We start from the raw sequence: 17,115 nt of genomic DNA on the forward strand, positions 1-17,115 counted from the left end.
GGGGTGCGGCCCCCGCGGACGGCTGGACGAGACTGCCACGGGATACCGAATGATGCGTCACCCCTCTCTGTTCTCCGGGAGCCCCCAGCCTCCCGTGCTGTTTCCGCGTGCCCAAGGAGCCGTTGACATGCCGCGTACCGAGCTGATCAGGCCGCTGCCCGAACTGCTGCGCTCCCAGGCCGCGTCGCTGCGCGACAAGCCGGCCTTCCGGGACGGCCGCCGGTCCGTGGGCTACGCCGAGCTGGAGCTCCGGACCGGACGGCTGGCCGGCCACCTGGCGGCCCTGGGCCTGGGCCGCGGCGGGCGGGTGGCGATCCACCTGGACGCCGGTGTCGAGGTGGTGGAGGCCTACCTGGCCGCCGTCCGGGCCGCCGGTGTCGCCGTCCCGGTCAACCCGCACTCCAGCGACGAGGAGCTGGCCCACATCCTGGACGACAGCGGCGCCGCCGTGGTCGTCACCGACACCCGCCATCTGGACCAGGTGCTGCGGCTGCGGGCCGACCGGCCCGGGCTGCTGGTGGTCGTCTCCGGTCCGACGGCGCAGGCGCCGCAGGGGCCGCAGGCGGCGCGGGACCTGCCGTCGTTCGAGGCGCTGGCCACCGTCGAGCCCCCCGTGCCGCCGCGCGACGACCTCGGCCTGGACGAGACCGCCTTCATGCTCTACACCTCGGGCTCCACCGGCGCCCCCAAGGGCGTGCTGTCGACCCAGCGCAGCTGCCTGTGGTCGGTGGCGTCCTGCTACGCGCCGCTGCTCGGGCTCTCCCGCGACGACCTGGTGCTCTGGCCGCTGCCGCTGTTCCACAGCCTGGCGCACATCGTCTGCGTGGTCGGTGTCACCGCGACCGGCGCGACCGCGCACATCATGCCGGGCTTCTCCGCGGACGAGGTGCTGGCCGAGCTGCGCGGCGACGCGTACACCTTCCTCGCCGGGGTGCCCGCCCTCTACCACCACCTGCTGCGGGAGGCCGACGCCGGCCGGCTGGACATGCCGCGGCTGCGGGTCTGCCTGTCGACCGGCGCGGTCACCTCGGCCTCGCTGGCCCGGGACTTCGAGGACGCGTTCGGCGTCCCGCTGCTCAACAGCTACGGCTCCACCGAGACCTGCGGCGCGATCGCGACCGAGGCGCCGGGCGCCGAGCGGGTCTCCGGCTCGTGCGGCCTGCCGGTCCCCGGCCTGGAGGTGCGGGTGGTCGACCCGGAGACCGGGATCGACACCGACCCCGGGACGGAGGGCGAGGTGTGGGTGCGCGGGCCGAGCCTGATGCAGGGCTACCACAACCGGCCGGAGGCCACCGCCGAGGCGCTGCGGGACGGCTGGTACCGGACCGGCGACCTGGCGGTCCGGGCGGCCGGCGGCCAGCTGACGATCAGCGGGCGGCGCAAGGAGCTGATCATCCGGGGCGGGGAGAACATCCACCCGGGCGAGATCGAGGACGTCGTCCGCACGGTGCCCGGCGTGCTGGACGTCGCCGTGGCGGGCCGGCCGGACGAGGTGCTCGGCGAGGTGCCGGTCGCGTTCGTGGTCGCCGCGCCGGAGGGCGTCGACGCCGAGCTGGTCTTCGCCGCCTGCGCCGAGCAGCTGTCCTGGTTCAAGGTGCCGCAGGAGGTCCGGGCGATCGCCGCCGTGCCGCGCACCGCCTCGGGCAAGGTCACCCGGCACCGGCTGTTCGACCAGCCCGGCACCCTGCTCGGCGCCCGGGGCGTCCGGCAGGAGTCGCTGTACCGGATGGACTGGGCGCCGCTGCCCGCCGGGCCCGTGGAGCCGGTGCGCGCCGCGCTGCTGGGGAGCCCGTCGGACGGAGCCGCCCGGCTGAACGGACCGGACGGCCTGAACGGAGCGGACGGACTGGACGGCCCGGACGGACTGGACGGCCTGGGCGGACCGGACGGCCTGGCGGTCGACCGCTACGCCGACCTGGCGGAGCTCACCGCGGCCGGTGCGCCCGAGGTCGTCTACCTGCCCTGGCCCGCCGCCGGCGCGGAGCCGGTCGCGGACGCGGCCCGGCGGACCGCCCGCGAGGCCGCCGAGCTGCTGACCCGCTGGCTCGCCGACGACCGGCTGCGGGAGACCCGCCTGGTGGTGCTGACCCGGGGCGCGCTGGCCGTGCACCCGGGCGAGGAGGTCCCGGGGCTGGCGCAGGCTCCGCTCTGGGGGCTGCTGCGCGCCGCGCAGACCGCGCACCCCGGCCGCTTCACCGTGGCCGACCTGGACGGCGAGTCCGCCTCCGCGGCCGCCCTGCCGGCCGGTCTGGCCACCGGCGAGCCGCAGTTCGCCGTCCGCGGCGGGGTGCTGCGGGCGCCCCGCCTGGTGCCGGTCACCGCCGCCGCGTCCGGCCGCCGCCTCGACGGCACCGTGCTGGTCACCGGCGCCGGCGGGACGGCCGCGGCCGCGATCGCCCGGCGGCTGGTCGCCGAGCATGGCGTCCGGCACCTGGTGCTGGCCTCCACCACCCCCGACTCGGCCGCGCTGGCCGTGGAGTTGAGCGAGTCCGGCGCGGAGGTCACCCTGGCCGCCTGCGACGCCGCCGACCGCGCGTCCGTCGCCGAGCTGCTCGCGGGCGTCCCGGCCGAGCACCCGCTCACCGCGGTGGTGCACGCGGCCGGCTCCCCCGGGCTGGCCGCCGGCGGGCAGGCCGACCGCTGGGTGCGGACCGGCGTCGACGGCGCGGTGGCCCTGCACGAGCTCACCGCCGGGCTCGACCTGACGGCCTTCCTGCTGGTCTCCTCCACCGGTGCCCTGCGGGGCGCGGACGACGGCGACCACGGCGGCTGCGCCGCGTTCCTGGACGCGCTGGCCCAGCACCGCCGCGCCACCGGCCGGCACGCCGTGTCGCTGGCCTGGGACACCATCGACCCGGGCGCCGTGTCCGACGCCGAGCTGGGTGCGCTGCTGGACTCCGCGCTGGGCGGCGCCGACACCCCCGTGGTCGCCACTCGGGACACCACCGGCGTCCTCTTCCGCGACCCGGCCGCCGCCGACGGCGCGGCGGACACCGTGTTCGCCGCCCGGCTGCGCGCGCTGCCCCGGGCGGAGGCCCGGCAGACGCTGCTCGGCCTGGTGCGGGCCGAGGCGGCCGGGGTGCTCGGCCGGGGCCTGCCGCGGACGATCGCGCCCGAGCGGGCCTTCAAGGACCTCGGGGTGGACTCCGCCTCGGCCGTCCGGCTGCGCAACCGGCTGCGGACCGCGCTCGGCCTGCGCCTCCCGGCGACCGTGGTCTTCGACCACCCCACCCCGGCCCGGCTGGCCGGCTTCCTGCTCGCCGAGCTCCTCGACGAGGCACCGGCACCGGCCGCCCCCGCCCGTCCGGCGGTGGCGGCGGACGAGGACCCGATCGCGATCGTCGCGATGAGCTGCCGCTACCCGGGCGGAGCCATCACTCCCGAGGCCCTGTGGCAGCTGGTCGCCGAGGGCCGGGACGCCGTCTCGGAGTTCCCGACGGACCGCGGCTGGGACACCGACGCCCTGTTCGGCGGCGCCCCCGGCTCGGTCGGCAGCTCCTCGGTCCGCGAGGGCGGATTCCTCTACGACAGCGCCGACTTCGACCCCGACTTCTTCGGCATCAGCCCGCGCGAGGCCCTCGCCATGGACCCGCAGCAGCGGCTGCTGCTGGAGACCTCCTGGGAGGCCATGGAACGGGCCGGGATCGACCCGGAGGCCCTGCGCGGCAGCCGGACCGGCGTGTTCACCGGCGTGATGTTCCACGACTACGCCAGCCGGCTGCCCCGGGTGCCCGAGGAGGTGGAGGGGTACCTCGGCACCGGCACCGCGGGCAGTGTCGCCTCCGGCCGGGTGTCGTACACCTTCGGCTTCGAGGGCCCGGCGATCACCGTGGACACCGCCTGCTCCTCCTCCCTGGTGGCCCTGCACCTGGCGGTCGCGGCCCTGCGGCGTGGGGAGTGCGACCTGGCCCTGGCGGGCGGCGTGGCGCTGATGGCGACGCCCGAGGTGTTCGTCGAGTTCAGCCGCCAGCGCGGCCTCGCCGAGGACGGGCGCTGCAAGTCCTTCGCCGCCTCCGCCGACGGCACCGGCTGGGCCGAGGGTGCGGGTGTGCTGCTGGTCGAGCGGCTGTCGGACGCCCGGCGCAACGGGCACCCGGTGCTGGCCCTGGTCCGCGGCACGGCGGTGAACCAGGACGGCGCGTCCAACGGCCTGACCGCCCCGAGCGGCCCGGCGCAGGAGCGGGTGATCCGCGAGGCGCTGGCCGCCGCGGGCCTGGCCCCGGCCGAGGTCGACGCGGTGGAGGCGCACGGCACCGGCACCCGGCTGGGCGACCCGATCGAGGCCAACGCGCTCCTCGCCACCTATGGCCAGGGCCGCGAACTTCCGCTGCTGCTCGGCTCGTTGAAGTCGAACATCGGGCACGCCCAGGCGGCCGCCGGGGTCGGCGGCATCATCAAGATGGTGCTGGCGATGCGGCACGGGGTGCTGCCGCGCACCCTGCACGTGGACGCGCCGACGCCGCACGTGGACTGGACGGCGGGCGCGGTCGAGCTGCTGACCGAGGACCGGGAGTGGCCGGAGACCGGCCGTCCCCGCCGGGCCGGCGTCTCCTCCTTCGGTGTCAGCGGCACCAACGCCCACGTCATCATCGAACAGCCGGACGCGGAAGAAGTCCCGGCGGGCGAGCCCGCCGCGCACGGCGTGCTGCCGCTGCTGCTGTCCGCGAAGTCGGCGGACGCCCTGCGCGCCCAGGCCGCGCTGCTCCAGGACTCCGAGGCCGCCCCGATCGACCTCGCCCACTCGCTGGCGACGACCCGCTCACTGTTCAACCACCGTGCGGTGGTGCTCGGTTCGGACCGTACCGAGCTGACCGAAGGCCTCCGGGCGCTCGCCGAGGGCACCGAGAGCGCCACCGTGCTGACCGGTACGGCGGACGCCACCGGCGGGACCGTCTTCGTGTTCCCCGGGCAGGGCTCCCAGTGGGTCGGCATGGCCGTCGAACTCCTCGACAGCGAGCCGGTGTTCGCCGCACGGATCGCCGAATGCGCCGACGCCCTGGCCGAGTTCACCGACTGGAAGCTCCTCGACGTCCTGCGCGGCGCCGAGGGCGCCCCCGGCTACGACCGGGTGGACGTCGTCCAGCCCGCCCTGTGGGCCGTCATGGTCTCCCTCGCCGCCCTCTGGCAGGCGTACGGCGTCCGGCCCGACGCCGTCATCGGCCACTCCCAGGGCGAGATCGCCGCCGCCACCGTCGCCGGCGCCCTCACCCTCCAGGACGGCGCCCGGGTCGTCGCCCTGCGCTCCCAGGCCATCACCGCCATCGCCGGAAACGGCGGCATGGTGTCGCTCTCCCAGTCCGCCGAGGACGCGCTCGCCACCATCGCGCCGTGGGCCGACCGCGTCTCCGTCGCGGCTGTCAACGGCCCCTCCTCCGCCGTCGTCGCCGGTGACGCCGACGCCCTGGACGAGCTGCTGCGGCGGTGCGCCGCCGACGGCACCCAGGCCCGCCGGATCAACGTCGACTACGCCTCGCACTCGGCCCACGTCGAGGCCCTGCGAGACGAGTTGCTCGACCTGCTCGCCCCCGTCACCCCGCGCGGCGCCGACATCCCGTTCTGGTCCACCGTCGACAGCCGCTGGCTGGACACCACGACGATGGACGCCGCCTACTGGTACCGCAACCTCCGCCAGACCGTCCGACTCGCCGACGCCACCCGCCAGTTGGCCGAGCAGGGACACGACCTCTTCATCGAGGTCAGCCCCCACCCCGTCCTCACCGGCGCCATCCAGGACACCCTCCACCACACCACCGCCCACACCCTCGGCACCCTGCGCCGCGACCACGGCGGCACCCGCCGCTTCCTCACCTCCCTCGCCGAAGCCCACGTCCACGGCGCCCCCGCCGACTTCACCCCGCTCCTCACCACCGGCCACCGCACCGACCTCCCCACCTACCCCTTCCAGCGCAACCGCTACTGGCTGGAGGCGGCCCCCGGCGCCTCGGACGTGACCGCCGTCGGCCTGGCCGCGGCCGACCACCCCATGCTCGGCGCGGCCGTCCCGCTCGCCGACGGGCACGGCCACCTGCTGACCGGCCTGATCTCGCGCACCACCCACCCGTGGCTGGCCGACCACACCGTCATGGGCACCACCCTGCTGCCCGGGACCGCCATGGTGGACCTGGCCGTCCGGGCCGGCGACGAGGTCGGCTGCGGCCGCCTCGACGAACTCACCCTGGAAGCCCCGCTGGTGCTGCCCGAGCAGGGCGCCGTCCAGGTCCAGGTGGTGGTCGGCGAGGCCGACGCCACCGGCGCCCGGCCGGTCGGCCTGCACTCGCGGCCGCAGGACGCCGCGGCCTCCCGGCCGTGGACCCGGCACGCCGCGGGCACCCTCTCCCCCGCCGCTCCCGCCGCCCCCGCGGACCTCACCCAGTGGCCGCCGGCCGGCGCCGAACCGCTGCCGGTCGAGGACCTGTACGAGCGGCTGCCCGCCGGGTACGGACCGGCGTTCCAGGGGGTCCGCGCGGCCTGGCGGCGCGGCGAGGAGGTGTTCAGCGAGGTCGTGCTGAGCGAAGAGGTCGCCGACCGGTCGGCCCGCTACGGGCTGCACCCCGCGCTGCTGGACGCCGCCCTGCACGCCATGGACCTCGGCGCCGTCCGGCACCGCGAGGAGTCCGCCGAGGGCCACCTGGCGTTCGCCTGGAGCGGGGTCTCGCTGCACGCCGCCGGCGCGACCGCCCTGCGGGTCCGGCTCTCCCCCGCCGGCCTGGACTCGGTCGCCCTGGAGGCCTCGGACGAGCACGGCGTGCCGGTAGTCTCGGTGGAGGGCCTGGCCGTCCGGCCGGTCTCCTCCGAGCAGCTGCGCGCGGTCCACGCCGGGCCCGACGGCGACTCGCTGTTCCGCGTCGACTGGACGGACCTGCCCGGGGCCGCCCCGGTCACCGGCCGCTACGCCCTGGTCGGCGAGGACGCCCTCGGCCTGGCCGCCGGGCTCACCGCGGCGGGCAGCACGGTGGACGCGTACCCCGACCTGGCCGCCCTCGCCGCCGCCGACGGCGCCGCCCCCGACACCGTCCTGCTGCCCCTCGCACCGGGCGCCGCACCGGAGTTGGTCCCCGCCGTGCGGGCGGCCACCCACGCGCTGCTGGGCCTGCTCCAGCAGTGGCTCGCCGAGGAACGCTTCGCCGAGAGCCGCCTGGTCGTGCTGACCCGGGGCGCGGTGGCCGGGGACGGCCCGGGCGACGGCCTGCCGGACCTGGTGACCGCCCCACTCTGGGGCCTGGTCCGCTCGGCGCAGTCCGAGCACCCGGACCGGATCGTCCTGGTCGACCTGGACGAGCAGGACGCCTCCTACCGCGCCCTGCCCGCCGCCCTGGCCGGCGACGAGCCGCAACTGCTGCTGCACGACGGCTCGGTACGGGCCGCGCGGCTCACCCGGGTCCGGCCCGCCGAGCAGGGCGCCCCGGCGCTCGACCCGAACGGGACGGCCCTGGTCACCGGGGCCACCGGCGGCCTCGGCGTGCTCGCCGCCCGCCACCTGGTCGCCGCCCACGGCGTCCGGCACCTGCTGCTGACCAGCCGCCGCGGCGAGGCCGCCGAGGGCGCCGCCGAACTCCTCGCCGAGCTGCGCGCGGCGGGCGCCGAGGTCACCCTGGCCGCCTGCGACGTCGCCGACCGCCGACAGCTCGCCGAGCTGCTCGCCGGCATCCCCGCCGAGCACCCGCTCACCGCCGTGGTGCACACCGCCGGCATCGTCGACGACGGCGTGATCGAGACGCTCACCGACGGGCAGTTCGACCGGGTGCTCGCGCCCAAGCTCTCCGGCGCGCTCAACCTGGCCGAGCTCACCCGCGACGCGGACCTGGCCGCCTTCGTGCTGTACTCCTCCGCCGCCGCCGTGTTCGGCGCCGGCGGGCAGGCCAACTACGCCGCCGCCAACGCCTTCCTCGACGCCTACGCCCGGCACCTGCGAGCCGAGGGCCGCCCGGCCGTCTCGCTGGCCTGGGGCCTGTGGGCGGAGCGCAACGGCATGGGCGGCCGGCTCACCGGCACCGACCTGCGCCGGATGGCCGGCGTCGGCACCGCGGCGCTCTCCGCCGAGGAGGGCCTCGCCCTGCTGGACGCCGCCCGCGCGGCCGGCGAAGCGGCGCTGATGCCGATCCGGCTCGACCTGGCCGCCGTGCGCGCCCAGTCCGACGCCGTCCACCCGCTGCTGCGCGGCCTGGTCCGCACCCGCTCGGGCCGTCGGCGGCCGACCGACCGGGCCGGCGGCTCGGCCCTCGCCCAGCGGCTGGCCGGGCTGACCGGGCCCGAGTGCGACCGGGAGCTGCTGGACCTCGTCCGCGCCACCGCCGGAACGGTGCTCGGGTACCCGGCCGGCACGGCCGTGGACCCCGAACGGACCTTCAAGGAGCTGGGCTTCGACTCGCTCACCGCGGTCGAGCTCCGCAACCGCCTGCACGGCTCGACGGGCCTGCGCCTGCCCGCCACGCTGATCTTCAACTACCCGACCCCGAAGGCCCTGGCCGGCCACCTGCGCGAGCAGGTGCTCGGCGACCGGCTCCCGACCGCCGCACCGGCCGCGGCCACCACCGCGGCGGCCCGGGACGACGACCCGATCGCGATCGTCGGCATGGGCTGCCGCTTCCCGGGCGGGGTGCGCACCCCGGAGGACCTGTGGGAACTGGTCCTCGCCGGGCGCGACGCGGTCGGCGCCCTGCCGACCGACCGCGGCTGGGACCTCGACGGGCTCTACGACCCCGACCCCGACCGGGTCGGCACCTCGTACACTCGCGAGGGCGGATTCCTGTACGACGTCGCCGAGTTCGACGCGGCGTTCTTCGGGATCAGCCCGCGCGAGGCGCACGCCATGGACCCGCAGCAGCGGCTGCTGCTGGAGACCTCCTGGGAGGCCTTCGAGCGGGCCGGCGTCGACCCGGTGTCCGTCCGGGGCGGGCAGGTCGGCGTGTTCGTCGGCACCCACGGCCAGGACTACGGCACCCTGCTGGCCGCCGCTCCGCCCGGCAACGAGGGCTACCTGGTCACCGGCAACGCGGCCAGCGTGGTCTCCGGCCGGATCTCCTACGCGCTCGGCCTGGAAGGGCCGGCCGTGACCATCGACACCGCCTGCTCCTCCTCCCTGGTGGCGCTCCACCTCGCCGTCCAGGCGCTGCGCGCCGGCGAGTGCTCGATGGCGCTCGCGGCCGGTGCCGCCGTGATGGCCACCCCCGAGGGCCTGGTGGCGTTCAGCCGCCAGCGCGGCCTCGCCGAGGACGGGCGCTGCAAGGCCTTCGCCGCCTCCGCCGACGGCTTCGGCATGGCCGAGGGCGTGGGCGTGCTGCTGGTCGAGCGGCTGTCGGACGCCCGCCGCAACGGGCACCCGGTGCTGGCGGTCGTCCGGGCCACCGCGATCAACCAGGACGGCGCCTCCAACGGGCTCACCGCCCCCAACGGCCCGGCCCAGGAGCGGGTGATCCGCCAGGCCCTGGCCACCGCCGGCCTCACCGCCGCCGACGTGGACGCCGTCGAGGCGCACGGCACCGGCACCCGGCTCGGCGACCCGATCGAGGCCAACGCCCTCCTCGCCACCTACGGCCAGGACCGCGAACTGCCGCTCCAGCTCGGCTCGGTGAAGTCCAACCTCGGCCACACCCAGAGCGCGGCGGGCGCGGCGGGCATCATCAAGATGGTGCTGGCGATGCGCCACGGGGTGCTGCCCCGGACCCTGCACGTGGACGAGCCGACGCCGCACGTCGACTGGTCGGCGGGCGCGGTGGAGCTGCTGACCGAGGAGCGGGAGTGGCCGGAGACCGGCCGTCCGCGCCGGGCCGGTGTCTCCTCCTTCGGCGTCAGCGGCACCAACGCGCACGTCATCCTCGAACAGCCCTCCCCGGAGGCCCCGGCGGGCGAACCGACGGCGCACGGCGTGCTGCCGCTGCTGCTGTCCGCGAAGTCGGCGGACGCCCTGCGCGCCCAGGCCGCGCTGCTCCAGGAGTCCGAGGCCGCCCCGCTCGACCTCGCCCACTCGCTGGCGACGACCCGCTCGCTGTTCAACCACCGTGCGGTGGTGCTGGGTTCGGACCGCACCGAGCTGACCGAAGGCCTCCGGGCACTCGCCGAGGGCGCCGAGAGCGCCACCGTGGTCGAGGGCACCGTCTCCACCACCGGACGCACGGTGTTCGTGTTCCCCGGGCAGGGCTCGCAGTGGGCCGGCATGGCCGTCGAACTCCTCGACACCGAGCCGGTGTTCGCCGCACGGATCACCGAATGCGCCGACGCCCTCGCCGAGTTCACCGACTGGAACCTCATCGACGTCCTGCGCGGCGCCGACGGCGCACCCGGCTACGACCGGGTCGACGTCGTCCAGCCCGCCCTCTGGGCCGTCATGGTCTCCCTCGCCGCCCTCTGGCAGGCCCACGGAATCCACCCCGACGCCGTCATCGGCCACTCCCAGGGCGAGATCGCCGCCGCCACCGTCGCCGGCGCCCTCTCCCTCCAGGACGGCGCCCGGGTCGTGGCCCTGCGCTCCCAGGCCATCACCGCCATCGCCGGAAACGGCGGCATGGTCTCCGTCGCCCTCCCGGCCGAGGACATCGACCTCACCCCCTGGCAGGAGCGCATCTCCGTCGCCGCCGTCAACGGCCCCTCCTCGGCGGTCGTCGCCGGGGACGCCGACGCCCTCGACGAACTCGTCGAGCGCTTCACGGCGGACGGCATCCGTGCCCGCCGGGTCGCCGTGGACTACGCCTCGCACTCCGCCCACGTCGAGGCCCTGCAGACCGAGTTGCTCGACCTGCTCGCCCCCGTCACCCCGCACGGCGCCGACATCCCGTTCTGGTCCACCGTCGACAGCCGCTGGCTGGACACCACGACGATGGACGCCGCGTACTGGTACCGCAACCTCCGCCAGACCGTCCGACTCGCCGACGCCACCCGCCAGTTGGCCGAACAGGGCCACGACCTCTTCATCGAGGTCAGCCCCCACCCCGTCCTCACCGGCGCCATCCAGGACACCCTCCACCACACCACCGCCCACACCCTCGGCACCCTGCGCCGCGACCACGGCGGCACCCGCCGCTTCCTCACCTCCCTCGCCGAAGCCCACGTCCACGGCGCCCCCGCCGACTTCACCCCGCTCCTCACCACCGGCCACCGCACCGACCTCCCCACCTACCCCTTCCAGCGCAACCGCTACTGGCTGGACACCGTGGCCGGTGCGGCCGCCGTCACCACGGCGGGCCTCACCGCCCCCGAGCACCCCATGCTCGGCGCGGCCGTGCCACTCGCGGACGGGCACGGCCACCTGCTGACCGGGCTGCTCTCCCGGCACAGCACGCCGTGGCTGGCCGACCACACCGTGATGGGCGCGACCCTGCTGCCCGGAACGGCGTTCCTGGAGCTGGCCGTCCGGGCCGGCGACGAGGTCGGCTGCGGCCGCCTCGACGAACTCACCCTGGAAGCCCCGCTGGTCCTGCCCGAGCGCGGTGGCGTCCGGCTCCAGGTCCTGGTCGGCGCGGAGCAGGACGGCCTCCGTCCGCTGCGGATCGACTCCCGCCCGGCCGACGCCGCCGAGGACGAGCCGTGGACCCGGCACGCCTCGGGCACGCTCTCCGCGGCCACCGACGCGGCCACCGACGCGGCGGCCGACACGACAGCCGACGAGTCCGCCGCGGACCTCACCGCCTGGCCGCCGGCCGGCGCGACCCCGCTGGACGTCACCGACGCCTACCAGCGGCTCGCCGACGCCGGGGTGGACTACGGCCCGGCCTTCCAGGGCCTGCGGGCCGCCTGGCAGCACGGCGACCAGGTCTACGCCGAGGTCGCCCTGCCCGCCACCGAGCAGGCCGCGGCCGCCCGCTACGGGCTGCACCCGGCGCTGCTGGACGCCGCCCTGCACGCGATGGGCCTGGTGCCGGACGCCGAGCAGGGCAGGCTCGCCTTCTCCTGGGGCGGGATCCGGCTGCACGCGAGCGGCGCGACCGCGCTGCGCGTCCGGCTGGCCCGGACGGCTCCGGAGACCCTGTCGCTGACCGTCGCGGACCTCGGCGGCGCGCCCGTCGCCTCGGTGGACTCGCTGCTGCTGCGGCCCGTCTCCGCCGAGCGGCTGCGCACCGCCGACCGGGCCGTGCGCGAGTCGCTGCTGCGGATCGAGTGGCTGCCGGTGCCGGCCGGCGACCCGGCCGCCCGCTCCTGGACGCTCCTCGGCACCGACCGCACCGACAGCACGGACAGCACGGACAGCGCCGACCGCACGGACTGCCTGGCCGCCCTGGCCGAGCTGGGCTCGGCGGTGGACGCCGGCGCGGCCGTGCCCGACGTGGTCGCGGTGGAACTCGCCCCGTACCAGGGGTCCGAGGCGACAGAGGAGCTGGCCGCCGCGGTCGGCGCGACGACCGTACGGGTGCTGCGCCTCGTCCAGGAGTGGCTGGTGGACCCGCGGTTCGCCGAGGCCCGGCTGGCCGTACTGACCCGCGGCGCGGTCGCCACCGGGGAGGGTGCGCCCGATCCGGTCCTGGCCGCCGTGTGGGGCCTGGTCCGCTCCGCGCAGTCGGAGAACCCGGACCGGCTGGTCCTGGTCGACCACGACGGAGGTGAACTGCCGCTGGCCGCCCTGCCGGTGGACACCGAGCCGCAGCTGGCCGTCCGGCGGGGCGCCCTGCTCGCCCCGCGCCTGGCCAAGGCGCCGACCGCCGCCGGGAAGCCGGCTGATGGTGCGCAGGCCCCGCTGGACGTCTCCGGGACCGTCCTGGTCACCGGCGCGATCGGCGGCCTGGGCGAGCTGACCGCCCGCCACCTGGTCGCCGCCCACGGCGCCCGGCACCTGCTGCTGACCAGCCGGCGCGGCCCGGCGGCCGAGGGCGCCGCCGAACTCCTCACCGAGCTGCGCGCGACGGGCGCCGAGGTCACCCTGGCCGCCTGCGACGTCGCCGACCGCCGGCAGCTCGCCGAGCTGCTCGCCGCCGTCCCCGCCGAGCGCCCGCTCACCGCCGTGGTGCACACCGCGGGCGTGGTGGACGACGGAACCGTCCTCTCCCTCTCCCCCGAGCAGTTCGACCGGGTGCTCGCACCCAAGGTCACCGGCGCGCTCAACCTGCACGAACTGGCGGGCGACGTCGGCGGGTTCGTCCTCTTCTCGGCCGCGGCCGGTGTGCTCGGCAACCCCGGGCAGGCCAACTACGCCGCCGCCAACTGCTTCCTGGACGCGCTGGCGCAGCGCCGCCGCGCCCAGGGCCGGCCGGCCGTCTCGATGGCCTGGGGCCTGTGGCAGGAGCGGTCCGGCATGGCCGGACGCCTCGTCGACGCCGACCTGGAGCGGATCGTGCGGGGCGGCGCGGTGCCGATGAGCGCCGAGACCGGACTGGCCCTGTTCGACGCGGCCGTGGCCTCGGGCGAGGCGGTGCTGGTGCCGATCCAGCTGGACCGGGCCCACCTGCGCGGCCGGGCGGCCACCGTCCCCGCGCTGCTGCGCGGCCTGGCCTCCGGTGGCCCGGGCCGGCGCACGGCCGGTGCCCCGGACGCCGCTCCGGCGGGCGGTCTGGCCGGGCGCCTGGCCGGGCTCTCCGGCGAGGACCGCCGGCGGACCGTGCTGGACCTGGTCCGCGGCCACGTCGCCGCGGTGCTCGGGCACGACTCGGGCGACGCCGTGGAGGAGGAGAAGGCGCTCAAGGAGCTGGGCTTCGACTCGCTGACCGCGGTGGAGCTGCGCAACCGGCTCAACTCCGCGACCGGGCTGCGCCTTCCGGCGACCCTGGTGTTCAACCACCCGACGCCGCGCGCGCTCGCCGCGCACCTGGTCGAGGAGCTGCTCGGCGCGGACGCGGACGACTCCGCCCCGGCCCCGGCGGCGGTGGCGGTCACGGCCGACCCCGACGAGCCGATCGCGATCGTCGCGATGAGCTGCCGCTTCCCCGGGGGGATCGCCACCCCGGAGGCACTGTGGGAGGTGCTCGCCGAGGGCGGTTCGGTGCTCTCGGAGTTCCCGGCCGACCGCGGCTGGGACCTGGAGGGCATCTACCACCCCGAGCCGGGCACCCCGGGCCGCACCTACACCCGGACCGGCGGCTTCCTGACCGACGTGGCCGGGTTCGACCCGGCGTTCTTCGGGATCAACCGCCGTGAGGCGCTGGCGATGGACCCGCAGCAGCGCCTGCTGCTGGAGACCTCCTGGGAGGCCTTCGAGCGGGCCGGGATCGACCCGCTCGGCCTGCGCGGCAGCCGGACCGGCGTGTACGCGGGCATGGTCTACCACGACTACGCGACCTGGGTTCAGGACGTGCCCGAGGAGGTCGACGGCTACCTCGGCAACGGCAGCGCGGCCAGCGTGGCCACCGGCCGGGTGGCGTACGCGCTGGGCCTGGAGGGCCCGGCCGTCACCGTGGACACCGCCTGCTCCTCCTCGCTGGTGGCGCTGCACTTCGCGGCGGCCGCGCTGCGGCGCGGCGAGTGCGACCTGGCGCTGGCCGGCGGCGTGACCGTGATGTCCACGCCGAAGCTGCTGATCGAGTTCGCCCGCCAGCGCGGCCTCGCCGAGGACGGCCGCTGCAAGGCCTTCGCGGCCGGCGCCGACGGCACCGGGTTCTCCGAGGGCATCGGCATGCTGCTGGTCGAGCGGCTGTCGGACGCCCGCCGCAACGGGCACCCCGTGCTGGCGGTGCTGCGCGGCAGCGCCGTCAACCAGGACGGCGCCTCCAACGGGCTCACCGCCCCGAACGGCACCGCGCAGGAGCGGGTGATCCGCCAGGCGCTGGCCGCCGCCGGTCTCGCCGCGGGCGAGGTCGACGTGGTGGAGGCGCACGGCACGGGCACCAAGCTGGGCGACCCGATCGAGGCCCAGGCACTGCTGGCCACTTACGGCCAGGATCGCGAACTGCCGCTGCTGCTCGGCTCGGTGAAGTCCAACCTCGGCCACACCCAGGCCGCGGCGGGCGTCGCCGGGGTGATCAAGACGGTGCTCGCGATGCGCAACGGCGTCCTGCCGGGCACCCTGCACGTCGACGAGCCCTCGCCGCACGTGGACTGGACGGCCGGAGCGGTCGAGCTGGCCACCGCGACGCGGGACTGGCCGGAGACCGGCCGCCCGCGCCGGGCCGGCGTCTCCTCCTTCGGCATCAGCGGCACCAACGCCCACCTCGTCCTGGAGCAGGGCGACCCGGCGCCGACGGCCCCCGAGCGGAGCCACGAGGGCCCGGCCGTAAGGCCGTTGGTGCTCGCCGGCCGGTCCGAGGAGGCGCTGCGCGGCCAGGCCGGGCGGCTGCTGGAGCTGGTCGAGGAGCGGCCGGAGCTGCACCCGGCCGACCTCGGGCTCTCCCTGGCCACCACGCGCTCGCAGTTCCCGCACCGGGGTGCCGTGGTCGCCGCGGACCGGGACGGCCTGCTGACCGGGCTGCGGGCCCTGGCCGCCGGGACGCCGCAGGCGCCCGGTGTGCTGAGGGCGGTGGCGGCCTCCGGCCGGACGGCCTTCCTGTTCACCGGCCAGGGCGCCCAACGCACCGGCATGGGAAGCGAGTTGTGCGCGGCATACCCGGCTTTCGCGGCGGCGTTCGACGAGGTCTGCGCCGAACTGGACCGCCACCTGGAGCGCCCGCTGCGCGAGGTGATCGCCGAGGGCGGCGAACTCCTGGACCGTACGGGCTGGACCCAGCCCGCCCTGTTCGCCGTCGAAGTGGCGCTCTACCGCCTGGTCGAATCCTGGGGCGTCCGGCCGCACTTCCTGGCCGGCCACTCGATCGGCGAGGTCGCCGCCTTCCACGTGGCCGGGGTGCTGTCCCTCCCGGACGCCGCCCGCCTCATCACCGCCCGCGCCCGTCTGATGGAGCACCTCCCCTCCGGCGGCGCCATGGTGGCCCTGCGCGCCACCGAGGACGAGGTCCTGCCGCTGCTCACCGAGCGGGTCTCGATCGCCGCCGTCAACGGCCCCCGCTCCCTGGTCATCGCCGGTGACGCCACCGAAGTCCGGGCCGTCGCCGCACAGTTCGACAAGGCCCGCGAGCTGCGCGTCAGCCACGCCTTCCACTCCCCGCTCATGGAACCGATGCTCGACGCGTTCCGCGACGTCCTCGCCGAACTCACCTACCACGCCCCCGCCATCCCGATCGTCTCCACCCTCACCGGCCGACCCGCCACCACCGACCAGCTCACCGACCCCGACTACTGGATCCGCCACGCCCGCCACACCGTCCGCTTCCACGACGCCGTGGAGACGCTGCTGGCGGAGGGCGTCACCACCTTCCTGGAGCTCGGCCCCGACGGCGTGCTCACCGCCATGGGCCAGGAGTTCCTGGACGGCACGGCGGCCGGCGGCCGGGCGGCCCTGGTCGCCGCGCAACGCCGGGACCGCTCCGAGGAGTTCGCCCTGGCGTCCGCGCTGGCCGCGCTGCACCTGCGCGGCGTGCCGGTGGACTGGACGGCGTTCCACGCGGACGGCCACAGGGTCGACCTGCCGACCTACGCCTTCCAGCGCGGGCGGTACTGGCTGGACGTCGTCCAGCCGAAGGCCGGGGCCGGGACGGCCGACCCGCTGGACGCCTCCTTCTGGGCGGCCGTCGAGCAGCAGGACGAGGCCTCGCTGGCCGCCGTCCTGCGGTTGGAGGGCGACGGCGGGAACCTCCCGTCCGAACTGCGGGCCGCGCTGCCGCTGCTCGCCGCCTGGCGGCGCGCCGCCAGGGCGGACGCCCCCGCGCCGCGGCCGGCCGACGCGCAGGACGCCGACGCGCCGGGCACCGGTGAGCGGCCAGACCGGTCCGCCGGGCTGCGGGAGCGGCTCGCCGGACTCACCGAGCCGGAGCGCGACGAGCTGCTGCTGGAGCTGGTCGAGGAGTGCGTCGCCGGCGTGCTCGGCGAGGCCCCGCACAGCGGCCTCGACCCCGAGTGCGGCTTCCTGGAGCAGGGCTTCGACTCCCTGACCGCGGTCGAGCTGCGCAAGCTGCTCACCGACGCCACCGGTCTGCGCCTGAGCAGCACGCTGATCTTCGACTACCCGACCCCCGCCGCCCTCGCCAAGCAGCTGCGCACGGCGCTGGACCCGGAGCTGCCGGGCGTCGGCCCGGCCGCGGGCGACGGCGCCGGGGCGACCGGCACCGCCGAGGCGGTCGGCGACGAGCTGATCGACGACATGGATCTGGCCGAGCTGCTCCGCCTGGCCCGCGACAACTCCTAGGCGGCCCCGGTGATCCGCGC

1 pseudogene is annotated in these 17,115 nt (G+C 76.6%); it reads left to right on the forward strand.

What is annotated here, in order from left to right:
* Positions 1–127: 127 nt before the first annotated feature.
* A pseudogene (locus ACLWS4_RS03025) lies at positions 128–16,936 on the forward strand (SDR family NAD(P)-dependent oxidoreductase); the annotation flags it as partial.
* Between the last annotated feature and the right edge of the window lie 179 nt (positions 16,937–17,115).

The organism is Kitasatospora sp. SC0581, assembly GCF_048159585.1.
Lineage (GTDB): Bacteria > Actinomycetota > Actinomycetes > Streptomycetales > Streptomycetaceae > Kitasatospora.